This window comes from Glutamicibacter sp. M10 (genome assembly GCF_025452055.1).
In the GTDB taxonomy this organism is placed as follows: domain Bacteria; phylum Actinomycetota; class Actinomycetes; order Actinomycetales; family Micrococcaceae; genus Glutamicibacter.
Genome location: NZ_CP104918.1, coordinates 1,685,510 through 1,709,367, shown reverse-complemented (window position 1 = coordinate 1,709,367; position 23,858 = coordinate 1,685,510). Strand labels below are relative to the sequence as shown.

The window sequence follows — 23,858 nt, the reverse complement described above, 5'->3', positions numbered from 1 at the left end:
GGTTAAATGGTAGAGCCCTTTTGGCGCTAGCGTTATTCCCGTACGGGACTCTGTGTCCAAGCTCATGCGTTAACAGGTCTCCGATAGGACTTATTGCCAGCCGGTGGCCTTGGTGAAGGCATCAGCAAATTGGCGCTTGGCACTAACAACAAACGTCTTGGATAGATGTGAATCATCTAAGTACGTTGAAACATTACCGATCACAGCTTTGCAGACCCCATCAGGGCAGAGCAAGCCGGTCATATCTAATGAGACAACTTGCTTGCCATAATCATGATCCGCCAAGAAACCTTGAACCGGGTTCGTCTGAGCTAATGCTTCAGAAGCCGATCCGTCACAGGCTTCAGGGTGCTTGGCATGATTATCAACGCATTCGGCTATGGAGTAGGTGTAGCGCGGGGTATCGCGCATGGCGATGACCTTGCTGCCTACATTGAGGAATGGCTGGATAGCTTCGGCGTAGTGGTCCACCATGGTTTCCTGCTGCCCCGGCGTACGGCCATCATCGGCTGTGTCGGCCACGGTCTTGGTGGCCGTGGTCATCACCATTTTGGGTTTCAGCTCAGTGACATATTTTTGGGCTGCATCTTGGAAGTCAGCGCATTCAGCTTCTGAGCGGTCCGCTTCTGAGCCATAACGACATCCGGGGTGGAATACCATTACCCAGCTTCCACCGGATTCTTCAATTGCAGAAGCGGCGGCCTCGGACCAGTGCTGCATGTGCGAATCCCCCAGCAACACCACATCTGGAGAACCATCAAAGTTTCCACCCTGTTCGCAGAACATGATGCGCTCATCGTGAGGGCTGTTGGACCCGGCGCAGGAGCTACCTGGAGACTGCCATTCATCTTCCAGCTCGGTGGCCAAAGGCAACGTCAATGCGGCAGGTGAAGGATCCCAGTCCTCGGTTGCGGTGGCTCCGGGGTTGTCGGCAACGCTTTGGGTGGCGGCGACGGCACTTCGGTGAGCCACATTGTTGGTCCACGCGGTCACGGAGAGGTTGACGATGCCCAGTCCAATGGCCACCACTGCCACCTGGCCGAGGACCCTGATACCTGTCTGCGGTACCCAGTGCGGGAAGCTGAAGTTGTTTTGCCAATTGACCGCCGGCTTCTCAACAAAGTTGGTGGTGACCCATGAAGCCGCGATGGCAGAAATGATCAGTACCGTTCCGTCAAGGAAGGAAGCGTGCTCCTTGCCGGAGGCTTCTAGGTAGAAGACCAGCATTGGCCAGTGCCACAGGTACATGCCGTAGGACAGGTCGCCGAGCTTCACCAATGGCTTCATGGACAAGAACCCTGATGGGTTGGCCCAGTTGCGAGGTGCAGGGGCAGCGATAATCATCGCGGCGCCTAGCGTTGGGACCAAAGCCATGAAGCCCGGGAACTGACCTTGGACATCCAGCACGGCTCCGCTGCCAATGATGGTGAGCATTCCTACCCAGCCGGCAACTCGGCGGATCTTCTCTGGCAGGGTGTTCAGCCAGGGCAAGGTCAGGGCGAACAAGGAACCGAGAGCAAATTCCCAAAGGCGTGCGCCGGTGTGGAAGTAGGCAACCTGCTGGTTAGTGGCAGTGATGTTGATGGAAAACGCGAGAGATCCAATGAAGATCAATCCGAAGAGCGTTCCGGCAACCCACGCGAAGTTGAAACGCTTGGAGAACAGCTTCCAGATCAGTGCACTGAAGGCCAAGACTATGGGCCAGAGAATGAAGATTTGTCCCTGAACGGATAAGGACCAGAAGTGCTGTAGCGGTGAGGCTGAGTCTGTGTTGAACGCGTAGTAATCGACCTGATGATTAGCCAGATACCAGTTCTGTTTGTAGAGCATTGATGCTCTGGACTGATCGATGAGCTCCACCCAGCGGCTACTGGGCAAGATGATCCAGGCGGCAACGATAACGCTGATGATCACCGTCGCAGCTTGCGGGATTAGTCTGGAGAACCGGTGCAGCCATCCAGTAATGAGTGGCGTGCGTTCACCGCGAGAAATTCTGCGAGCGGTGGATGAGGTGAGGAAAAAGCGGAGAGCATCAAGAAGATGTCGACTCCCCCGGAGACCTTGGAGAACCATATGTGATAGGACATCACCAGCAATACGGCTAAGGCTCGAAGACCCTGTAAGTCGACCCGGAAGTTTGCACCTTTTGTGCTTTTCCGGGGCTGTTTGAGGGCGGTAGTCACAAGCTATGCTTCCGTCGGGGACTCGGGCATGACTTCGGTGTTTGATCTTCTTGACACGTCAGACAACTATTGAGCCTATCAATCGACGCTGTGTTCCCCACACAGGTTGAAAGGCCCTTGAACGCTGATCACGGAATAAATGCAGAGCTTGTATTGAGCTGACTTGCGCAAGGTTAGCTGAGCGATGGAACCGTCAAATTCCCTGTGAACACGGCACTTTGACGTGTATCACTACTGATCAGTACAACCAACATCAAGAAAATGGCTGTCACTGAAACAGCTCGGACTGATAGAAACGTATCTTACTTAGCTCTACGTCTTCCAACAATTAGATACGTCAATGCCGCGGATGCCGTTGCTGCCGTTCCGGTCATGAACCAATTCATGGAATCGAGGCTAGATCTGCCAGCACCGCTGCCTTCATGACGGGATGCCCGTTCTTGGATGATCGCCACGGTGGCTAGTCGAGTAGCATCGTGAACGCCGTGCTTGTACATGGCGATCAGGGACACGCTAACGATCATTCCAGCGAAAGCAACGACATATATCTTGGGTCCGAGTGAAATGGCGTCGACAAACCAGATGCCGACGATAATCGAAATGCCACTTAAAAGTCCCGAAATCGCACCTGAAGAACCGGAAAAATCTGAAGTCATGTACTCGTTTGTCGCTAAGTATTCTTCAATTCCATCTGCCACGTCTGCTTGCCCCAACGAACGAAGCTCTTCGTTCACCATGCGTCTTTGCTTTGTGGTCAGCCTTTTCAGCCAATGAATGCGCATTCTTCTTGGTCTTCTTCCTGTTAGTTGAACTCGAAACTGATAAAAACGGTAGCGAGCTCCAAATCAATACGTATGTTCTCATTGCTAGAACAGCAAAAGAAGCCGCCGCCGGAACAAGTAAGAACTTGATCCGACGGCGGCTTCAAAGCCTAGTCAATGACTTAGTGGCTGTGTGCGTCTTCCTCAACCTCGGTGGCCTTCTCGGCTACCAGGGTTTCGGTGGTCAGCACGAGTGCTGCGATCGATGCTGCGTTACGCAGTGCCGAACGGGTGACCTTGACTGGGTCAATGACACCTGCGTTGATCAGGTTCTCGTAAACGCCAGTCTTGGCGTTGAAGCCCTCATTAGCTGGAGACTCTGCCACCTTGGAAACAACTACTGAACCGTCGAAGCCGGCATTGGTAGCGATCCAGAACATTGGCTGAACCAGTGCACGGCGCACGATGGCCACACCAGCTGCAACGTCACCTTCAAGGCCAACAATGGAGCTATCGGTATCAAGAGCAGTCAGAGCGTCAACCAGGGCGGTACCGCCACCGGCAACGATGCCTTCTTCAAGGGCGGCACGGGTAGAGGACACTGCGTCCTCGATGCGGTGCTTGCGTTCCTTGAGCTCAACCTCGGTGGATGCGCCCACCTTGATGACGCCGATGCCGCCAGCCAACTTGGCCAGACGCTCGGAAAGCTTTTCGCGGTCCCACTCCGAATCGGTGCGGTTCAGCTCAGCCTTCAGCTGGGCTACACGCTCAGCAACATCTTCATCGGTTCCGGCACCATCAACGATGGTGGTGGAATCCTTGGTGATGGTCACGCGGCGTGCGGAACCAAGAACCTCGGTGCCTACCTGATCTAGGGACAAGCCCAGTTCTGGCGAGACAACCTGGGAACCGGTAAGGATAGCCAGATCCTGCATCATTGCCTTGCGGCGGTCGCCGAAGCCTGGAGCCTTGACGGCTACCACGTTCAGCAGGCCACGCAGCTTGTTGACCACCAGGGTGGAAAGGGCTTCACCCTCAACGTCCTCGGCGATGATCAGCAGTGGCTTCTTGGTTTCCAAAACCTTTTCCAGCAGTGGCAGGAATTCAGCCACGGTGGAGATCTTGGCAGGGTTGATCAAGATCAGGGCGTCTTCCAGAACAACTTCCTGGCGCTCCTGGTCGGTGATGAACTGTGGCGAGAGGTAGCCCTTGTCGAACTGCATCCCCTCGGTCACTACCAATTCGGTAGCGGTGGTGGAGGACTCTTCAATGGTGATGACACCATCGGTGCCAACAGTCTTGAAAGCCTCAGCAAGCAGTTCGCCGATTTCATCGGACTGAGCGGAGATGGAAGCAACGTTGGCAACCTTATCCGCTACCTCTACTGCGTTAGCAGCCAGTGCCTGCGAAACAACCTCGGTGGCCAGCTCGATGCCCTTACGGACATCACCTGGTGCAGCACCTGCAGCTACGTTCTTCAGGCCTTCCTTAACCAGTGCCTGAGCGAGCACGGTGGCGGTGGTGGTACCGTCGCCTGCTACGTCATTGGTCTTGGTGGCTACTTCCTTGGCCAGCTGTGCGCCAAGGTTTTCATATGGATCTTCAAGATCGATCTCACGCGCAATGGTGACACCGTCATTGGTGATGGTCGGGGCGCCCCAGGTCTTGGCAAGCACCACGTTACGACCGCGTGGGCCGAGGGTAACCTTCACCGTGTTCGCGAGCTTATCAATGCCCGCTTCGAGTGCGCGTCGCGCTTCCTCGTTGAATGCTAGCTGCTTAGCCATGCATTTTCTCCTGAAACTTTAGAGAGGGTGGCGTTACTTTACGACAACTGCCAGTACGTCGCGAGCCGAGAGTACGAGGTACTCTTCGTTGCCGACCTTGACCTCGGTTCCGCCGTACTTCGAGTACAGAACTACGTCGCCTTCAGCAACGTCTACAGGAACGCGGTTACCCTTGTCGTCAATGCGGCCGGGGCCTACTGCAACAACGGTGCCTTCCTGTGGCTTTTCCTTAGCGGAATCAGGGATAACAAGGCCCGAAGCGGTGGTGGTTACGGCTTCGACCTGCTTGATGACAATGCGGTCTTCGAGCGGCTTGATGGAGACAGACATGGTCTCTCCTTTTCGTGTACGAACCAATGGTGGTAGGGGTGCGCCCTATGGCATTGGACCAACCGTCGTCGCGGTGCCAGTTGGTGGTATCCAGTCAGGCGGTGGTTCCACACCCAATAAAGTGTGCAGAACTTCCAACACTGACTTTAGGACGTGCTTTAGCACTCGGTCAAGGCGAGTGCTAACGAATGCCCTTAGTTCGTCACACCGGTTCGCGCAGAGCGCACAGCAGCCGACTCTTCGATGTCCTCCGGAGCCGAAAGATCGATCTGTTCAAGGGTGACCATCTTTGACTTAGTGACCAACCGGTGCCCCAACCACAGCCCGAGGAATAGTGGCAGACCAATGTAGGCGGACAGTACTTCCAGGCCATGACCGGCTAATACCGCCTGATAGTTCTGTCCAACAATCACGGCAATAAGCATTATGAACGCCACGATAGGACCCAAGGGGAACAATGGTGCACGGTACGGAAGATCTTTGACGCTATAGCCCTGCGCCAAATAGCCGCGCCGGAAGCGGTAGTGTGATGCGGCGATGCCTACCCAGACAATAAATCCGCATAGTCCGGAGACGTTGAGCAACCAGGTGTAGGCGGCACCCTGCCCTACCAGTGCGGTCAGGAACCCAAACAGACCCACCGCTGCCGTAGCCATCAGAGCGATAATCGGAACACCGCGGGAATTGGTGCGTCCAAAAATCTTGGGAGCCTTTCCGTCATGGGCCATGGAGTAGAGCATGCGGGTAGAGGCATAAAGACCGGAGTTCCCGGCAGAGAGAATCGCTGTAAGAATCACTGCGTTCATTGCTGCCGCAGCAAAGGCAATGCCTGCGCGTTCAAAGACCAAAGTAAAAGGTGAGGAAGCAACATCCGCTTCACCGCTGGCCAACAGGCTGGGGTCAGCAAAAGGAATGAGGCAACCGATGATGAAGATGGCACCGATGTAGAAGAGCATGATGCGCCAGAAGACTCGGCGGATTGCTTTGGGAACTTCTCGGCGGGGGTCCTTAGCTTCACCGGCAGCAACACCCACCAGCTCGGTGCCTTGGAAAGAGAAACCGGCAATCATGAATACTGAAAGAATGGACAGCCAACCACCATGGAAGACTTCTTTGCCTTCCCTCCAGTTGGCCAGTGGGTCACTTTGCGTTCCGAGCACTCCGAAGATCATCAACACGCCAGCAGCCAAGAAAGCTACCACGGTGGCAACTTTGATCATGGCCAACCAGAACTCACCTTCGCCGAAAGCTTTGGCCGAGAGCGCGTTTAGTGCCGTTAGCGCCACGAGGAATACTGCAGCCCAAATCCAGCCCGGAACATCGGGCAACCAGAAGCTCATGACGATGCCGGCGGCTACAAGTTCAGCAGCAACGGTGATGGCCCAGTTGAACCAGTAGTTCCAGCCAATGGCGAAGCCGAACGAGGGTGAAACAAATCGGGTAGCGAAGGTTTGAAAGGAACCAGCCACCGGGAGCTTGGCAGTCATCTCCCCCAGTGATTGCATCAACAGGTAGACCATCAGGCCGACTGCCGCATAGGCCACCAAAGCGCCGCCAGGTCCAGCCTCCGCGATGGTTCCACCCGAGGCGACAAACAAGCCGGTACCGATAGACCCACCGATGGCAATCATCTGTAGGTGGCGACTACTCATGCCGCGCTTGAGTTGGTTTTGAGCCAGTGGCGCAGGGTCGTTCAGGTCCCCGACACTTGTTGGCAATTGATTGCTCGACGTCGTTGTCGTTCGCTGCATAGATTTCTTCACAGGTGCCATGGAACACCAAACCATGACCGAATGCGACCTGAGTCACTTCAGTTTTCCTCTATGCACTTCGCCTTTATCGCGCAACACGAGCAATCTGGCTTCGCAGCTCGCTAACTCGAACGACTGACTCTAAATCAGCCAAAGCTCTACCCGCCAGAAACATTTGAAGGATGCAACAAAGCATTACGCTTTCTAAACAAATGGCACTCCATGAAACAGCTTCGCTTAGCCAGCCAAGAATCACGCTTCACAGTTTGAACCCAAATGCCCTGACTCCGATCTCTCCCGAGGCGTGGGCAGCACCCGATTGCACCGACCTTCAAGACCATCAAGAGAATCTGAATATGACGCCGTAGTGTCACATAGGTCACATCGCCCAACTGGAGGCAACAGGCTTCTAGACAAAACAAGCAAACTATCAACGCTAGGCTTGAGACATGGCTCAGGCTTCTAACGACTCAACGCTCAACGAACAATTCGCCGCTCTGCTTTCTGCAGAAGGCTGGCAATTGCTTTCCACCATTGATCCATCCATGGTCTCTTCCAAGGATGCAGCGTGGACCCTGAATGAAAAACTGCGCAAGGACGGGCACGCACCAGAAGTGGTTCGTGCGGTCATTGCCCAGTCCGAGCTTCGTTACAAAGCCCGCGTCAAGTTTGGCCCTTTTGCTGACTCGTTGATTTTCACTCCGGCCGGTCTGGAACAGGCCACCCGGCTGACCATCGCCGGGCTACATGCCCAACGCTTCACCAAGGCTGGCGCAACCCACGTGGCTGACCTCGGCTGCGGTATTGGTACTGACTCGATTGCACTGGCAAGTGCCGGACTGCAGGTCACCGCGGTAGAAAAAGATGAAACCACCGCGGCAGCAACCACGTTGAACCTGATGCCATTTGAGAATGCCAAGGTTGTGCACGGTGGAGCTGAGGAAACAGACCTGACTGGAATTGACGGAGTCTGGCTTGATCCGGCACGCCGAACCGATGTCGCCGGTAGTACCCGCAGACTCTTTGACCCAGAGGCCTTCTCCCCTCCCTGTCTTTTGTTGAGAAACTGGTTGATTCCGGACTAGATGTTGGCGTGAAGCTTGGCCCAGGCCTGCCCCACGATGCCATTCCTGCGAATGCAGAATCTGTGTGGATTTCTGATCACGGATCAGTCATTGAAGCGTGCCTCTGGTTTGGCAAACTCAAGCGTGAGAACGTGGCTCGCGCTGCTCTGGTCATCGACAAAGATGGCGCTCATGAATTGACGAGCCCTGTGGCGGACAAAGATGACAAGTTAGCTGAAGTTGGTGAACTGGCTGCGCACATCTATGAACCCGATGGTGCGGTGATCCGTTCTCATCTGATTTCAAAGCTTTTGGAAAGCACCGGAGGGCATCTGCTTGATGAGCACATTGCCTACTTCACGCATGAAGATAAGATCTCCACTCCCTTTGCTCGTGGTTATGAAGTGCTAGCAGTTCACGACTACAACGTGAAGAAACTGCGTAGCTGGGTCAAGGCCAATGGCATTGGCACCTTGGACATCAAAAAGCGCGGAGTTGATGCAACGCCAGAAGAGCTACGCAAGATTCTTCTGGCCGGCGCACCCAAGGGCGCGAAGAACCGAGCAACGCTGATGCTGGCACGTATTGGAGATAAGCGTGTAGCTTTCGAAGTATCACCTCACTAATCTGAGGTGATGCACCTCCCATCGGTTCGCTATCCCAACCGACGAGTTGCAATATATAGAATGGGTATGGAGAAACAACGATTTTCGGTGAATCTCCTGTCCTGTTTGTTCGGCTCCGGAGTGATCCGCCCGAGTAGTCATCACAAGGAGCACCGTGCAGAAAATCGAGTTCGCCAAATCCGCCCAATCCACCATTGGTGTTGAATGGGAAATTGCTCTAGTCGATCGCGAAGACGCGGACTTGTGCTCGGTAGCTGAAGATGTCCTTGACCAGCTCAAGAAAGATGCTGGTCTGAGCCATGAAGATGAGCACCCAACGGTCAAGCCAGAGTTGCTGATGAATACCGTTGAGGTAGTCACCGGTGTGCACAAGACAGTGGCCAGTGCTGCTGAGGAACTTCGCACCAACGTGCGAATGCTCAATGACGTTGCCGGAGACCACGGAGTAGATCTGTACTGCGCAGGCTCCCACCCGTTCGCAGCACCAACGTTGCAGCCGGTCACCGACAAAGACCGCTACGCCAAGCTGATTGACCGCACCCAGTGGTGGGGCCGCCAAATGGTGATCTACGGTGTACACGTTCACGTTGGTTTGGATAGCCGAGATAAGGCCTTGCCTATCACCGATGGCTTGATCAATTACCAGCCACATTTCCAGGCGCTGAGTGCTTCCAGCCCATACTGGGGTGGAGAAGACACCGGCTACGCCTCCCAGCGTTCACTAATGTTCCAGCAGCTTCCGGCCGCCGGCATCCCTTTCCACTTCAATTCATGGTCTGAATACGAAGCACATATCGCAGACATGCTGCATACCGGCGTGATTGATGATGTCTCAGAAATCCGCTGGGACGTACGCCCAGTGCCTCGCTTTGGCACCGTTGAAATGCGCATCTGCGACGGCTTGAGCTCACTAGATGACATTGCGGCAATTACCGCTTTGACCCAGTGCCTGGTTCACGACATGTCAATGTCAATTGAAGCTGGCTACAAGATCCCAATCATGCCTGCGTGGTTCCGCGTTGAGAACAAGTGGCGCGCAGCCCGCTATGGTTTGGACGCCATCATCATCCTGAATGCTCAGGGTGATGAAATGTTGGTGACTGACCACTTGCGTGCAGAAGTCAAGCGCCTTGCTCCCGTGGCCGAACAGCTGGGCTGTTCAGAGGAACTTCAAGGCATCATTCGTCTCATCGAGGCTGGTGCCGAGTACCAGCGTCAGCGTAAAGTCTTTGCCGCTTCCGGTGGGGATTTCAAGGCTGTTGTGCGCGACAACGTTGCACGAATGAAGTCGGTCTAAGAACCTTCGATAGAAAACATCTAGAACGGTGCCTCATGAGATTTCGAAATTTCGAGATTTCATGAGGCACTGTTTGTTTCTATCCGAAGCGGCGCCGACATCCGGTAGCTAATGCAGAATTGGCCTCCTCTACCATCTCTAAAACATTAGCCCTGTGGAATTTCAAGCGATTTTATGCGCTGGTTCGGCCGGAACCACAATATTGCTAAGATTCAGGCATGAGAGGTCAAGTTACTGAAGTTTTCAGAATTTACGATGCGCAGAATAAAGAACTGCTAATTCCGGTCTACCAGCGAAATTACGATTGGAAATCTAAACACTGTGAGCAATTACTTCGAGATCTGATCGATCTCGCGCAGTCAGGTAGACCAAAGCACTTCTTCGGCGCAGTCGTCGGGAAGACTGAAGGTTCTTGGCGATGGGTGGTTATCGATGGACAGCAGCGTCTTACGACGGTTAGCTTGCTAATGTTGGCACTTGCAGACCTCATCACCGCTGGATCCATCGAATCGTCCGATCCGTCACTGGGTACAAAGATCAGAAACAGCTATCTCTTGAACGACGCGGCTTCTCAGCAACCAAGGGTGAAGCTAAAGCCGGTCAAAGACGACGCTGACGCATATCGCAGGCTTTTCGGTCCAGCGTCCGAATACATCGAGTCCTCAAATGTGACCGCCAATTACAGGTACTTTTTATCCCGGATACCTCAACTCGGATTGACGGCTGATCAAGTCTGGGCATCAATCAACAAGCTCGAAGTCATGCATCTCGATTTGGAAGAGCATGATGACCCTCAGAGAATTTTCGAGAGCCTCAATTCCACCGGCTTGGAACTTTCGGAAGCCGACAAGATTAGGAATCTCGTGTTGATGGGGCTTCCTTCAGCAACACAAAACTTGCTGTACGAAGATTACTGGAACCGCATGGAAAAGAACGTGAATTACGATACCGACGCTTTCCTTCGTTGGTATCTAATCACCAAGACTTCCAAGACACCCAAACTGGACCAAGTCTTCGACAGTTTCAAAAAGTTCATAGTCAATGATGAACGCGACATCCAAGCAATCATGTCGGAGATCCGCGATTATTCTGACTACTATAAGCGGATACTCAGCGCAAAAACCGGCTCGGCAATGGTTGACGAACGACTGCGCCGCCTCGCTTTACTGCGCCAAGACGTTACCTTGCCCTTCTTCATGCCACTGATGGCCGAGTACCAGAACGGAACTGTCACAGAAGCTGACTTCGCAGACTCGGTCAGAATCGTTGAGTCTTACCTTTTCCGCCGTTGGGTTTACGGACTGGCAACGAACGCGCTAAATAAGATTTTTGCTCTTCTCTACAAAGACGTCCGTAAATTGAGGAAGCCAAACGATAAGTTCTCAGACGTCCTTGCCTATTTACTTACACGCCGATCGGGTAGTGGTTGGTTCCCCACTGATGAAGATTTTCAGGCCGATTTCCGGACTCGAGACATGTACCGAGTACAATCTGAACGCAGAAAGTACATCTTTGAATGTCTGGAGAACCAAGACTCAAATGATACGCGTGACATAGCTGCCGGGATCGAGAGCGGCAAACTGAGTATTGAACACATCATGCCCCAAACGTTGACTGAAGACTGGCGATCGGACCTAGGTGAAGAAGCCGATGCTATCCACGACGAATGGGCCCATCGAATCGCCAACCTAACGGTTACTGGCTACAACTCTGAGTACTCGAACAGCAATTTCGCCGTCAAGAAAACCCGACCTAACGGATTTAACTTTTCACCGTATCGCCTGAACTCGTTGCTCAAGGAGAGCGATACTTGGGGCTTGGATCAGCTCAATGCCCGCAGTGAGATTTTGACGAAGACAGCGTTGGAATATTGGAGCTACCCATTCTCTAAATTCGAGCCACCGCATGTCCCGGTACCGGTGGAGCCCATGGGCACCGACACAGACTTCACCAACCAGAATGTCATCGGATTTGAGTTTGAAGGTACAAAAGCGACTGTCGCAAACTGGCGTGACTTACTTCTATACGTTCTGAAGGCACTAGTCGAAAAAGATCGCGAAAAGATGTTTTCGTTCGCTAGGACGAATGACGCATTCGTAGAGGCGGCGGCTAGCCCAACGGATCCAACTAGCCTCCGCGAAATTGTACCTGGGCTAAAAGTTAGTACTCACTCCTCAACAGGCGTCAAGGTAGCCTTGCTACGGAAGATTTTCGACTTCATGGACTTAGATCCTGAAGAGCTCTTCATTACCCTACGGTCAACGAAAAACGATGCTGCTCATGCCCAAGAGGAAGTCGAGCTTGAGAGCGAATTTTCGGAAATCACAAAATTCATTGATCAGCTTGAGCCTCTGACTGACACTGAGTCTTCAATTGAAGATACCGCTGACCTCCGTCATGAAATTCGTGAGGCTCTCGAGAAGTTCCGTGTCAGCGAGTGGAACAAATTGCTCGGGACCAAGCCAGCCACGTTCGCCAAAAACGACGAGAATATCGGCGCGGCAAGCGCCGATCAGATTTTGCGCTTTGCAGCGCAAAGCTCTTCGAGGAAGCAGAATTCGACGGTGAAGCCCTTCACGATATCATCTTGGATGGCTCTCTGATGCGATGGTTCCAGCGACTCAAGACGTTGTAAACCGGCGAATTGAGCCAAAGGAAACCCGTGGGTGGTAACTGATCAATGATCAGTTACCACCCACGGGTTATGTCTTCTGCGCCGTCGCCTAGGAGACGTGGCTGCTTAGTTCCATTTGTTCCGAATAGCGCGACAACAGTTTCGCTAGATCGGACAAGTCCCGAGGATCCCATTCACTAAACATGTCTGAATACTCAGAACGCGTAGCCTGTTTAATTTCCGCAAAACGCTTCATCGCAAAGTCAGTAGGACTGACTAGATACACGCGTGCATCTTGCTCTGAGCGTTCCACCTGAATCAGACCCCACTGTTTCAAGTCCTTGAGCTGACGAGAAACAACGGACTTGTCCATGTGGCAGTCTGAGACGACTTCAGAGACTGTCACGTCTCCCTTGGGCCCACGCAGCGTGCGCAGTAAGACCATGCGAAGTACGGCGAACCCGGCGCCACGCAGTTCAGGATGAAACTGCGTGGCCGCATTAGCCATGCGTCCTTTGACTATTGGAGCGAGCCTTGCAAAGGCAGCCTCAATGTCATCAAGCGCCGGGCCATTCATTCGGCTCACAACCCTGCGCTCCGAGAATCTTCATCGGTACCGCTTGGCTGCTCGCCAGCTGGCTTTGCAGGTGCCGAAGGCTGAGTACCAGCATCAGCGACCGGCTGTGGTTCAGCAGGAGCGGTAGCTTCGCTCTGTGCTGCGTGGCGTCCTTGCATCCGGCTAACCGCACGGCGTTCGGCCTGCGCTTGGAGACGCAGTTCGTGCTGTGCACGTTCAGTGTCATCCACACGCTCGCCTAGAGCATTTAGCTTCTGATCATAGGACTTCAGAGTGTGAACAGCATTACCTACCTGCTCTTCGATTTGTGCGTGAGCTGCGCGGGCACGCTCTAGCGCTCCCTGCAGTTCCTCAACCATGAATTCTGCGCGGGCAGCTTCATGGTGCACTTCGCTCTCTGCGTTCTGAAGCTTCTGGGCAACGCTTGGTTCGACGTTTTGCTCAGACCCCGTGGTCCCAACGCCTTCACCAGGAAGTGCGTTTCGGTTACGCATGACCTGATCAACTAGGTCGCGCTCATCCATCCGACGGGCCACGTGCAACTGCTTACGCGCTTCGGCCAGCTCTTCTTCAGTTGGCAGCGTTATCGCACCGGTAGCGATGAGTTCTTCGTATCCGCGGCCGCCACGTTCGGCTGGCTCAAGGGCAGCAAGTTCTCCGCCAAGCTCTTCCTCAATCTGCTCGGAAGCAGTCTTCTTGGACAGTGGCTTATTAGGCAGGAAAATTGCACAGATCAGGGTGACGATTGCCAATGGGACAACCAGCAGGAACAAGAAGGCAATGGACTGGCCATAGGCGCTTTCCACGACGGTACGCACTGGTTCACATAGGTCGTTGACGGCTGGAACGGTGCCGCTGGTCAGGGACTTCAAGCTATCTGCACAGTCAGGGTGATCAACAAACATCTGCGGAGCACCGGCAGCCTTGTTGATTTCTTCAAGAATCTTGTCCATACCGGACTTCATTTTGTCGGATACCTGGGTACCAAGCACGGTTCCAAGAACGGAAACACCGATGGTGCCGCCGAGGCTACGGAAGAAGGCAATGGCGCCGGAACCGGAACCGATCATTCGTGGAGGCAGTGAGTTCTGTGTAACCAGAACTAGGTTCTGCATGAGCACACCGGAACCAAGACCAAGCAAGAACATGCCAAGATCCACAAACCACAATGGAGTGTCGTAGTCGATACGCGACATCAGGTAAAGACCAACGGTCAGTACTACGCCGCCGCCTACTACGTACTTCTTCCAGTAACCGGTACGGGAGATCAACTGACCTACAACAATGGCACCAAACATGGAGCCAAGAACCATTGGCAAAGTCTGCAGACCGGAGTGGGTTGGGGTGAAGCCGCGTGAGAGCTGCAGGTACTGACTGAGGAACACGGCGGTACCAAACATGGTCACACCAACGGCAATCGATGCAACGGAGGACAGTGCAAAGGTGCGCTGTGCAAACAGACGCAACGGGATGATTGGTTCCTTGATGCGCAGTTCCCAGAAAACGGTGGCAGCAATTAGTATTGCTGCGGCGGAGACCATGATGATGCTCTCCGAGGAATCCCAAGCGAATCCACCTGAGTCTGCAGTCTTACCGCCCAAGCTGATCCAGATCAGCAAGAGGCTGATGCCGCTAATGATCAGTGCAGCACCGAGGAAGTCGAATTTGGTCTCGCGCTTGACCTGGTTGATGTGCAGGGTTCCCTGGATCAGCAAGAATGCAACAACAGCAAATGGCACACAAACGTAGAAGCACCATTCCCAGCCCCAGCTATCGGCGATAACGCCACCAAGCAGTGGACCACCAATCTGTCCGACGGCCATGACGGCACCCATGATGCCCATGTACTTACCGCGCTCGCGAGGCGAGATGATGTCAGCCATAACCACCTGAACCAGCGCCATCAGGCCACCGGTACCGATGGACTGAATCAGACGCCAGCCGATAAGCCACTTCATAGCGCCTTCGTGCGAGTCGCCACCGATTTGGCTGGAGAAGCCGGCTGCAACGGTACCAACAACGAAGATGATCAAGCCGATTTGTAGCAGCAGCTTGCGGTTGAAGATATCGGAGAGTTTGCCCCAGATTGGGGTGGTCACTGTCATGGACAGGAAGGCCGCAACCAGTACCCAGGTGTACTCGGTGTTAGTACCGCGAAGATCCGCAACGATTTCTGGCATTGGTGTTGCCACCACGGTGGACGAAACCAGAACGGTAAAGATGGCGGCCATGAGGCCGGAGATGGAAAGCATGACCTGAGCGGGCTTCATCGGTGCCGATGATTTCACGCTCGGTTCTATAGGTGGTGCAGAAGTTGACATTACTCAACTATCTAAAAAAGGTTGAGAACTGTCAACCTATTTACTTGACCCGTTCACGGCTCGAAATTTACATTGCAAGACTATACTTCAGCGTGATTCCGGGGTTACGCCTCACAACCAACCTCGTTACTGACCAGTAAGTATGTTGGCTTTGTTGGCAAGATCACAGCGATTCCAGCTGTCCCGATTCAACAGCTTGCTGGAATCAGGATCGTGGGTGCCGCACACCCCTAGGACACACGGCTCTTCGCTTCAAGCATGATGTGAGTCCACGCTTCGATACTTTCGTTGAACAGCACAGTAGTGGTCTTTGCGCCACGGATGAGCGAGCGATCAGGTTGTTGATGACTCCTTCATCAGTTCTCGTAGCAATGCGACCCAAAGCTAAATGGGCCTGCTCTGGAAGATACGATGTCCTCATGCCTGAAGCTTCATATCGCATTGCCCGCGTCCATCCCAAGGACGCAAAAGACTCACCAATTCCAGAGCAATTCTTTGTACGAAATGACGCGGAGGACTACGACTCCCCCGAGGGTCAAAAGTGGACGATCATCGATTCGCCATTCCCGACATCACGAGCAAACCAAAACAGCGCTTCACGCGAAGGTTGGGAAATCAACGATGTCGTCTCACAAGACCAGTTTGATCTACTTGCACCCTGCGCCCCGACCAACATCTTTGGCATGGCCCATAACACCGGTGCACCAGGCCGCGCCATTCCACCGCAGTCATTCCACAAGGCTGCCAGTTCAGTCATCGGACCGAACCAAGCAATTGAGCTAATGAGCTCCGACGCTCGCGTCGAGCCTGAAGCCGAACTGACGATTGTCATTGGCAAACCAGCAAAGAATCTAACACTGGACAATGCTCGCGAGGTTGTTCTTGGTGTAACTATCGGCAATGACGTCACGGACCGTGATGCTCAGAAAGCTGATGAACTATGGATCAGTGCCAAGAGCCCAGATACGTTCACACCACTGGGTCCATGGATTGTTGTTGGTCTAGAGGACCAAGACCTAGAAATAGGAATCGTACACAACGGCGAAGCACTAGAAACCTCGACTACGCAGAACCTCGGTTGGGGCGTCGAAGAGATCTTGGTTTATCACAGTGAATTCTTGACCCTACAGCCTGGTGATGTCATCTTGACGGGCTTCCCTGCCACGAGCCGACGGATCGCGGCTGGCGATGAAGTCACCTGCAAGATTCAGGGAATTGGCGAACTGACCAATCCGGTCATTGCGGTCTAATTGTCTTTGAACACTGAGAAGGGATGCCTCCAAGAATCAAAAGATTCTTGGAGGCATCCCTTTCTGTTCCCAGTCTTCGTCTCGTCATACTTCCCACGAGATGAATTCAAAGATCATTGGCTACGCGAAGCTCAGGTTGCGCACTTTGAGGTTCTTGTAGGTTGCCTTGCCGCCAGAAACAAAGAGTTTGATCCCTGAATCTGACGCTAGCGGGAACACCCGGTGTGAATGAACAATCCGTCCATCACCGAGGAAGACTTCAACGCTGGAACGGTCTACCAAGATTCGTACCTTTACGCGTCCGTTGGACACCTTGAGCGGACTCTTGGTTTCGCTCCTATCCCCTGGGTGGAAGCTCGGCTTGCGATTCACATAAGCGAATCCACCAGCCAAGTAGAGCCCAGTGGCAACGTGACGAGTCCCGGTCTTTGCCCGACACAATTCAAAGCCAACGTTTTCCGGTGGATTGGCTGGGTCCCAGTTCAATTCACAGGTCAGTTCGTAGGCGCTGCTGGAGAATTCCAGAACCTTTTCGCCAGATACTTTTGGGCTACCGAGGCTGACCGTAGGGCCCGCCAACTGATCCAGTTCTGCCACCGGAACCGACGCGAGGTAATACCCGCTCGTGCCTGCGATCATCCTTAGCTCGCGGACAATCATGTCGTCCCCGTTGTAACCATCGGTGGCCATGCTTGGTGCGTTGTGCGGGTAATCCCAGAAGTTGTTCCAGCCAATAGCACGACGCAGTTCAGGGTTCTCGCTGCCGCCAGCGTGGTGATCTGGATAGGTCACCGCTCCATAGAAGTCGAAGCCCCAGTCCAACCATTGCGGGTCATCTTCTGTTGTGGTGAAGCTTGTTCCATCAAACTTACCGATCCAGTAGGCATAGGTAGCAGGCAAGTCTCGCGGCTTTCCATTGGCGCTGGTACCTAGCACCCAATGCTTGGTTCCATCAGAGGCCAGGATTCGGAACAGGTCTGGGCATTCAAGGATGCCCAGAGTTGTGCGCACAAATTCACTGGTGCGCTTCCACTGCTTCAGATTTTCAGACACATAGATTCCCAGGCGGTCACCTTCAGCATTGAGCATGACCCACCGGGAAGTCTCTTCATGCCAAATAACCTTTGGATCGCGGAAAGCTTCCTTGCCCGGATTTGCTAGTACTGGTTCGGTTCCACCTGGCTGGAAGGTTCGGCCCTTGTCGGTGGAGTACCAGAGGTACTGTGCTTGCTTGCTATTAGGTGCCTGAGTAACCAAGGCAATGAGCGTGTTCTTCCCATAACCAGCAGTGTTGTTCTCATCAATGACAATTGAACCTGACCAGCAGTCACCGTTCTTGCTGGCGTGCTTGCTGATCGCGACACCTTGGTCAGCGAAATTCACGTGGTCTTTGGTAGTCGTCAATCGCCAGCTGGTACCCGTGCCACCAAGGATGTAGTCCTCGTTGTACAGGTAGTAATACAGATACTCGCCGTCCAAATAGATGGGACGTTGCGGATCGTTCTTCCAGTTATCAGGAACGCTGAAGTGGAAGCTGGGGCGGTAGCTCATGGCTGTGGTGGCTTTCGCTTTAGTTTCTGCCCGTGGTGCTGCCGGTGCAGCGTTGGCTACGCCTGTGCCGAGTCCGGTCAGGCCCAATGCGGTGGCCGAGGCAAGTGTGGCGACAATACTTCGCCGGGACGGACCATCATTGCTCGCGTCTGTGGTTTTAGAGGTCAATTCATCTCGCTTTCCTCGGCCAGCACCCAGTGCTGGTTAGTTTCATCGATCATGTGTTTTTTGAGGTTGGCACCGGTTGACCAGCGCTGAATCTTTTCCCGAAGGGCAGCACGCTTAGTTGCGTCCTGAGTGCTGTTACGGTCTGGGTTCGGCACGGCACCAACGAGTAACTGGGTGTACGGATGCCGTGGGTTATCCAGCAGTTGCACTGACTCCCCTGACTCAACAATGCGTCCTTCATTTAGTACCGCAATACGGTCCGAAAGATAACGTGCAGAAGCCAGATCATGGGTGACGTAGAGGATGCTGATTCCATGCTCATCGCGCAGCTTATGGAGCAGGTTCAGAACACCAATACGGACCGAAACATCCAACATCGAGGTCGGCTCATCAGCCAAGATGACACTTGGCTTAGCTGCCAACACACGTGCGATGGCGATACGCTGACGTTGCCCACCGGACAGCTCATGGGGGAAGGAAGAAAGCACCTCAGGGTTCAAACCCACAGTGCTCACCAACCTGGCCATTTCATTGCGCTTGGATCTGATCTCGGGTTGGTGCAAAGCCAACGCGCGTTCAAGGATGTGCTCAACTCGGAAGGTTGGGTTCAGCGAACCAAAGGGATCTTGGAAGACCATCTGGACATCGCTGCGGTACTTACGTGCCGCGGCTCCCTTGAGACCAGCAATCTCTTTGCCGTTGACCAGGACCTCACCGGAATCAGGAGTCTCAAGTAGCGCCAAGCAACGGGCTAGCGTCGATTTTCCTGAGCCAGACTCCCCTACCAGCGCAACAATTTCTCCGCGCTGAATCTCAAGATCAATATCCCTTAGCGCAGGAATCCTCTTTCGCTTGAGCAGTGAAGAGCTGCTGTAGGACTTGCTCATTGAGCGAATGTAAACGGCCGGACCGGTGGTGGTCTGAGGCGTTGCAGTTGAAGTCATGACAGTTCTCCTTGCGACAGCACTGGCTGATTAGTCGGAGACACCCAATGTCCCTGACTGATTTCTTCAAGGTCCTGAATGTCAGTAAATTTGGTTCCCTCTGCCAGACCGGTGAGTTTCACCCGTGGCCCATGAAGTGGAGGGAAAGCTCCGAGCAACGCTTGAGTGTATGGGTGACTTGAGTCGTCGCGCAGAACCTCTGATGGAGCCATTTCAACAATGCGACCGCCATACATGATGCCGATGCGGTTGGAGAGCTCAAGCATCAACGACATGTCATGGGTGATGAAGAGAATGGCGAATCCAAGCTCGGTTTGCAGTTCACGAATCTGCTCCAAGATTTCCTGCTGAACCACCACATCTAGTGCCGTGGTTGGTTCATCAAGGATTAATAACCGCGGGTTCAACGCACAGGCCATAGCAATGACGATGCGTTGGCGTTGTCCGCCGGAGAGCTGATGCGGGTAAGCGCGCAATCGAGCCGGATCAATGCGCACCATCTGCAGTAACTCTTTTGCGCGGTTCAGTGCCTCGGCACGGCTGCCACCGCGATGTGTACGAATCACGTCAACAAACTGCTCACCAATGCGAGTGACCGGGTTGAGCGAGTTCATGGCGGATTGGAACACCATAGCTACGTTGTTCCAACGCCATGCTCGCAAGGATGCTTCGTCCATGCCCAGCACGTCTTTGCCATCAAAGAGAATCTTGCCGTTGGTGATGCGTGCCGGATCCTTGAGTAGTCTCATGATCGAGTTGGCGATAGTGGACTTGCCACAGCCGGACTCGCCAGCCAAACCAAAGATTTCACCTGAGTTGATGGTGAAGCTGACTCGGTCCGCTCCACGTACAGCGCGTTCATCACTCACGTATTCAACGGTCAGGTCCTGGACTTCCAATACCGGGACGCTCATTTTTCTTCCTTTCGCACCACGGTGGTTGCCGCGGTGCTCTTTGTTGCATGCTTTGGTCGGCGCAGGCGTGGGTTGGTGATTTCATCAACTGCGTAGTTGCACAGGGCCAAGGCGAAGGCAACCAATGCGATGGCCAGACCCGACGGTACAAAGATCCACCATTGACCCAGCATCAGCGAGCCATCACTGGTGGCCCAGAACAGGTTGGTACCCCACGAAATTGTGTTCACGTCCCCTAGACCCAGGAATTCAAGGCCAGCCTGGGCACCGATGGAACCGATGATGCAGCCCAGCAAGGTGGTCATAACCACCGATGCCATATTCGGAAGAATTTCGCGCACCATAATGCGCAGTGGGCGTTCGCCCGAGACCAGCGCTGCGGCGACGTAGTCTTTGCCTCGGATGGACATGGCTTGTGAGCGCATCACACGTGCACTGCCTGCCCAGCCGGTAATCACCAATACAACAATGACCGTTCCAAGACCTGGCGGCATGAAGGCTGCCAGGATCACTAGCAAAGGAAGGCCAGGAACCAACAGGAACACGTTGGTAACCAAGGACAGTACTTCGTCTAGGCCGCGCCCAAAGTAGGCACCGCTCAAACCAACTAGGACGCCAACCACGGTAGAGAAGATGCCTGCGGCAAAACCGACAAAGAGTGAGGAACGTGCGCCCCACAGCGTCAGCCCCAAAACATCCTGTCCCTTGGTGGTGGTACCCAACCAGTGCTGCAGACTTGGGGTGCTTGCACCGGCAGAGGTAATACGTGCTGGGTCACCCGGGAATAGCACCGGGGCTAGCAGCGCCAAGACGATGAAGACAACGATGATGCTCAGCCCGGCGACTGCTTTGCCGTTGCGTAGCAAGGTGCGCAACAGGCGGGTAGCGCTCACACGCGCTCTGTTGGCTGCGCTTTCGTCCGTGGGCTCTTCAGCTATCAGGGTTTGGGGATCTGTGACATTCTGACTCATGATGTTCAGCCCTTCCGCACGCGAGGGTCTAGTCGGACGTAGACCAGGTCTACGAGGAAGTCGGCAATCAGCACTGCGGCGGTAATGGTCAAGAACATGCCCTGCATCAGTGGGTAGTCAAGGCCTTGAACTGCACCAAGTAGCTGGTAGCCAACACCTGGGTAGGCAAACACCACTTCCGTGAGCAGTGCGCCACCGACAATAAATCCAATACTCATGCCCATGCTGGTCACCGAAGGCAGCATCGCGTTGCGTGCTGCGTAGTTCAGCATGATGCGGTGTGGACGAAGGCCCTTAGCCTCAGCCATCAAAATGTAATCTTCAGAGTTGGTGGCAATCATGGTGTTGCGCATTCCCAACATCCAACCGCCTAGCGAAACCAACACGATGGTCAGCGCTGGCAAGATCAGGTGGGCTGCCACGTCCAAGATGAATACAAGGTTGAAGCCGGGGACCAATCCTACGGAGAAGGCGTGGCGCATCGGAGCTACGCCCATATTGATGCCAAAGATGTACAGCGCACCCATGGCTAGCCAGAAGTACGGGAATGAGCCGATGAAAACCAACAGCGGTGGAGCCACCGAGTCCAAGAATCCGCCACGACGCCAGGCTGCAAGGATGCCCAGCAGGTTGCCAAGGATCACCGCGATAATCAAAGACGTCAACCCAAGCAACAAGGTCCATGGCAGCTGCGAGGCGATAACCTCAGAGACCGGAGTGGGGAAACGGGAAATCGACATCCCAAAATCACCGGTGAGGATACGGCCAAGGTAGGCAAAGTATTCAGGGATGATTGGTCCGCCATCTACGCCCATCAAGGTGCGTAGTGCTTCGACCTGTTGAGGTTCGAGTCGTTGCTGCGAACGAGAAAGCATGCGGGTGACGGGGTCACCTGGCATCAGTCGTGGCAGCAGAAAGTTTAGGGTGATTGACGCCCAGAAGGCTAAAAGATAAAAGCCTAGGCGTCGTAAGAGGAAACTCATGGTGTGTGTCCTTGACTAAGGATCGCAACGTAGTGGGCGGATAGAATCCGCCCACTACGGAAGGGAATTGTTGCTAGTTCGCTGGCTCTAGGCTGGTGAGCACCAAAACAGTGGTTGGTGCGCGATTGCTCAGGGTTGCGTAAGGGTTTTCTTCGGTTGGCCAACCAACGAAGTTCTCGGTGGTGTAGGCGCCCCACTCTGGGCCGGCAAATAGCGGTACTACTGGTGCCAGTTCGCTGTAGCGTGCCTGCAGGTCATTAACAATCTGCTTCTGTTCACCTTCATCGCTGGTAGCAACAAAGTTGTTCAGCAGCTCATCTGCCTTCTTGTCGCTGAAGCGGTGGTAGTTATCAAAGGTCTGCTTGCCTACAGGCTTCACGTTCTGGCTACCCATGAGGTTCAGGTAGTACTGGTACGGGGTCGGTGCGTTGGCGGTCCACACGATGCCGGTATCAAATTCACCGGTCTCATATCCTGCCGTGACCGAAGCCCAGTCAGGAGAATCAACGGTGGCCTTGACGCCCACGTCCTGGAGGTTCTGCGCAATGATGTTTGCTACTGACAGCCAGTCGGTTGAGCTTGAGCCCACCGAGATATCAAAAGCGAATGGCTTGCCATCTGGGGTGGTGCGCTGACCCTTAGCGTTTTCCTTGTAGCCAGCTTCATCAAGAAGCTTCTTGGCACCTTCAACATCGCGCTTGGTCCAGTCGCACTTCTCCACTACCGAGGCATCACGCCACTTGTCGTAGTTGCCGGACAGACCGGTGCAGTCGGCAGGCTTGGCGTAGCCGGACATACCGACCTTGGTAACCTGGTCGCGGTCAACAGCCATGCTCAGTGCTTTACGCACACGAACATCCGAGAAATCTTCCTTGGTGGTGTTCAGCTGCCAGTTGATTTCTGAACCGGTGGTTGGGAACCAGAAGTGACGGTGCTCAGGATCCTTATCCACGTAAGTGGACTGGATATCTGGCATGTAGGTCTGGGTCCAGTCAACGTCACCGGAGATAGCGGCCAAGTTGGCACCATCGTTTCCGGCGAAGGCCAGCATGCGGATGCCACCAAGCTTCTGCTTGTCTGCTTGCCAGTAGTTCGGGTTCTTGCCCAACTCGAAGGACTGTGCCTGGAAGTTGGCCACCTCGGTGTAAGGACCGGTGCCTACAGGCTTCGGGTTCTCTTCATTGCCTGGCTTCTTAAACTTGGACCAGATATGGGCCGGGACAATAACCTGCTGGCCCAGTTCATAGAGGGCCGGGGTGTACGCCTTGCTGAAGATGAATTCTACGGTGGAATCATCCGGAGTCTTGATTGACTTCAGGTAGTCATATCCGCCAAGAATCTTCTTCTGCAGTTCTACCGAAAGCTTGACGTCCTTAGAAGTCAGCTTGGTGCCATCAGAGAACTTAACGTCATCTCGAAGGTTGAAGGTCAGTGACTTTCCGTCTTTACCAACTACCCAATCTGTGGCTAGCCAAGGCACAGTGTCGCCGCCTGCTGGGTTGTAAACCAGCATGGATTCATAGATGGACTGACCGGTCATTGGCGCAGCATTTGGTGAGAATGGGTTGAAGTTTCGGGAGAAAGTTCCCATATCTTCACGCGGAATGGTGAGGAACGCAGCGCTTGCTGATCCGTTGCTTCCTTCAGTCCCGCCAGGATTAGATGCGACGCATCCGCTCAAGGCGAGTGCACCGACTACGGCGGTCGCTGCCGCGGCGAGGTGCGCCCGGCGTAGGTATTTGATTATCATTGAAGTTCCTCATCCA

At 54.0% G+C, this 23,858-nt stretch carries 19 protein-coding genes; 5 read left to right on the top strand and 14 right to left on the bottom strand.

What is annotated here, in order from left to right; genetic code table 11:
- Window positions 1-90 precede the first annotated feature (90 nt).
- The 6 genes from N6V40_RS08360 to N6V40_RS08335 form a co-directional block, all read right to left on the bottom strand.
- Window positions 91-1,965 carry an acyltransferase family protein gene (locus N6V40_RS08360; protein ID WP_396268636.1) on the bottom strand — a complete coding sequence of 625 codons (1,875 nt, stop codon included), beginning with the start codon at window positions 1,963-1,965 and terminating at the stop codon, window positions 91-93.
- The gene (locus N6V40_RS08355) at window positions 1,932-2,183 is read right to left on the bottom strand and encodes a hypothetical protein (RefSeq protein WP_262199783.1); all 252 of its coding nucleotides are present in this window, start codon (window positions 2,181-2,183) and stop codon (window positions 1,932-1,934) included. The genes N6V40_RS08360 and N6V40_RS08355 overlap by 34 nt, the downstream gene beginning before the upstream one ends.
- A 302-nt stretch (window positions 2,184-2,485) precedes the next feature.
- Complete coding sequence (locus tag N6V40_RS08350; RefSeq protein WP_262199651.1) at window positions 2,486-2,920, bottom strand: hypothetical protein; 435 nt, start codon at window positions 2,918-2,920, stop codon at window positions 2,486-2,488.
- Window positions 2,921-3,126: 206 nt separating this feature from the next.
- A complete protein-coding gene (gene groL, locus N6V40_RS08345) occupies window positions 3,127-4,731 on the bottom strand; it encodes a chaperonin GroEL (RefSeq protein WP_262199650.1) in 1,605 nt (534 codons plus the stop codon).
- A 33-nt stretch (window positions 4,732-4,764) separates the two neighbouring features.
- Complete coding sequence (gene groES / locus N6V40_RS08340) at window positions 4,765-5,061, bottom strand: co-chaperone GroES (RefSeq protein WP_022874060.1); 297 nt, start codon at window positions 5,059-5,061, stop codon at window positions 4,765-4,767.
- Window positions 5,062-5,255: 194 nt separating this feature from the next.
- A complete protein-coding gene (locus tag N6V40_RS08335) occupies window positions 5,256-6,812 on the bottom strand; it encodes an amino acid permease (RefSeq protein ID WP_165477287.1) in 1,557 nt (518 codons plus the stop codon).
- Window positions 6,813-7,261: 449 nt separating this feature from the next.
- Between N6V40_RS08335 and N6V40_RS17345 the strand changes: the two genes are divergently transcribed.
- From N6V40_RS17345 to N6V40_RS08320, 4 genes are all read left to right on the top strand, one after another.
- Window positions 7,262-7,897, top strand: coding sequence for a DUF8688 domain-containing protein (locus N6V40_RS17345; protein WP_315973799.1), 636 nt, complete (start codon window positions 7,262-7,264; stop codon window positions 7,895-7,897).
- 8 nt (window positions 7,898-7,905) lie between these two features.
- Window positions 7,906-8,502 carry a THUMP-like domain-containing protein gene (locus N6V40_RS17340; protein ID WP_315973798.1) on the top strand — a complete coding sequence of 199 codons (597 nt, stop codon included), beginning with the start codon at window positions 7,906-7,908 and terminating at the stop codon, window positions 8,500-8,502.
- Window positions 8,503-8,656: 154 nt separating this feature from the next.
- A complete protein-coding gene (locus N6V40_RS08325) occupies window positions 8,657-9,799 on the top strand; it encodes a glutamate--cysteine ligase (RefSeq protein WP_131088724.1) in 1,143 nt (380 codons plus the stop codon).
- Window positions 9,800-10,017: 218 nt separating this feature from the next.
- The gene (locus tag N6V40_RS08320) at window positions 10,018-12,402 is read left to right on the top strand and encodes a DUF262 domain-containing protein (RefSeq protein ID WP_262199649.1); all 2,385 of its coding nucleotides are present in this window, start codon (window positions 10,018-10,020) and stop codon (window positions 12,400-12,402) included.
- 120 nt (window positions 12,403-12,522) lie between these two features.
- Here N6V40_RS08320 and N6V40_RS08315 read toward each other — a convergent pair whose 3' ends face one another.
- Window positions 12,523-12,990: a MarR family winged helix-turn-helix transcriptional regulator gene (locus N6V40_RS08315; RefSeq protein ID WP_242632543.1), complete on the bottom strand. Its 468-nt coding sequence runs from the start codon at window positions 12,988-12,990 to the stop codon at window positions 12,523-12,525.
- 5 nt (window positions 12,991-12,995) lie between these two features.
- On the bottom strand, window positions 12,996-15,278 hold the full coding sequence (locus N6V40_RS08310; protein WP_262199648.1) for an MFS transporter: 2,283 nt from the start codon (window positions 15,276-15,278) through the stop codon (window positions 12,996-12,998).
- Between the two features lie 452 nt (window positions 15,279-15,730).
- Here N6V40_RS08310 and N6V40_RS08305 point away from each other — a divergent pair, with 452 nt between their 5' ends.
- Window positions 15,731-16,561 carry a fumarylacetoacetate hydrolase family protein gene (locus N6V40_RS08305; protein ID WP_131088728.1) on the top strand — a complete coding sequence of 277 codons (831 nt, stop codon included), beginning with the start codon at window positions 15,731-15,733 and terminating at the stop codon, window positions 16,559-16,561.
- Between the two features lie 120 nt (window positions 16,562-16,681).
- On the opposite strand, the gene N6V40_RS08300 is transcribed toward N6V40_RS08305, so the two are convergent.
- The 6 genes from N6V40_RS08300 to N6V40_RS08275 all read right to left on the bottom strand — a co-directional run bounded on the left by N6V40_RS08300 (window position 16,682) and on the right by N6V40_RS08275 (window position 23,842).
- Entirely contained in the window at window positions 16,682-18,280 is a 1,599-nt protein-coding gene (locus tag N6V40_RS08300; RefSeq protein WP_262199647.1) for a glycoside hydrolase family 32 protein, read from the bottom strand.
- Window positions 18,277-19,224, bottom strand: coding sequence for an ABC transporter ATP-binding protein (locus N6V40_RS08295; protein ID WP_262199646.1), 948 nt, complete (start codon window positions 19,222-19,224; stop codon window positions 18,277-18,279). The genes N6V40_RS08300 and N6V40_RS08295 overlap by 4 nt, the downstream gene beginning before the upstream one ends.
- Window positions 19,221-20,138, bottom strand: coding sequence for an ABC transporter ATP-binding protein (locus N6V40_RS08290; protein ID WP_262199645.1), 918 nt, complete (start codon window positions 20,136-20,138; stop codon window positions 19,221-19,223). Before N6V40_RS08290 ends, N6V40_RS08295 begins: the two co-directional genes overlap by 4 nt.
- A complete protein-coding gene (locus N6V40_RS08285; protein ID WP_131088731.1) occupies window positions 20,135-21,109 on the bottom strand; it encodes an ABC transporter permease in 975 nt (324 codons plus the stop codon). Before N6V40_RS08285 ends, N6V40_RS08290 begins: the two co-directional genes overlap by 4 nt.
- 5 nt (window positions 21,110-21,114) lie before the next feature.
- Window positions 21,115-22,092 (bottom strand): ABC transporter permease, encoded by a 978-nt coding sequence (locus N6V40_RS08280; protein ID WP_262199644.1) that lies wholly within the window; start codon window positions 22,090-22,092, stop codon window positions 21,115-21,117.
- A 73-nt stretch (window positions 22,093-22,165) separates the two neighbouring features.
- Window positions 22,166-23,842 (bottom strand): ABC transporter substrate-binding protein, encoded by a 1,677-nt coding sequence (locus N6V40_RS08275; protein ID WP_131088732.1) that lies wholly within the window; start codon window positions 23,840-23,842, stop codon window positions 22,166-22,168.
- Between the last annotated feature and the right edge of the window lie 16 nt (window positions 23,843-23,858).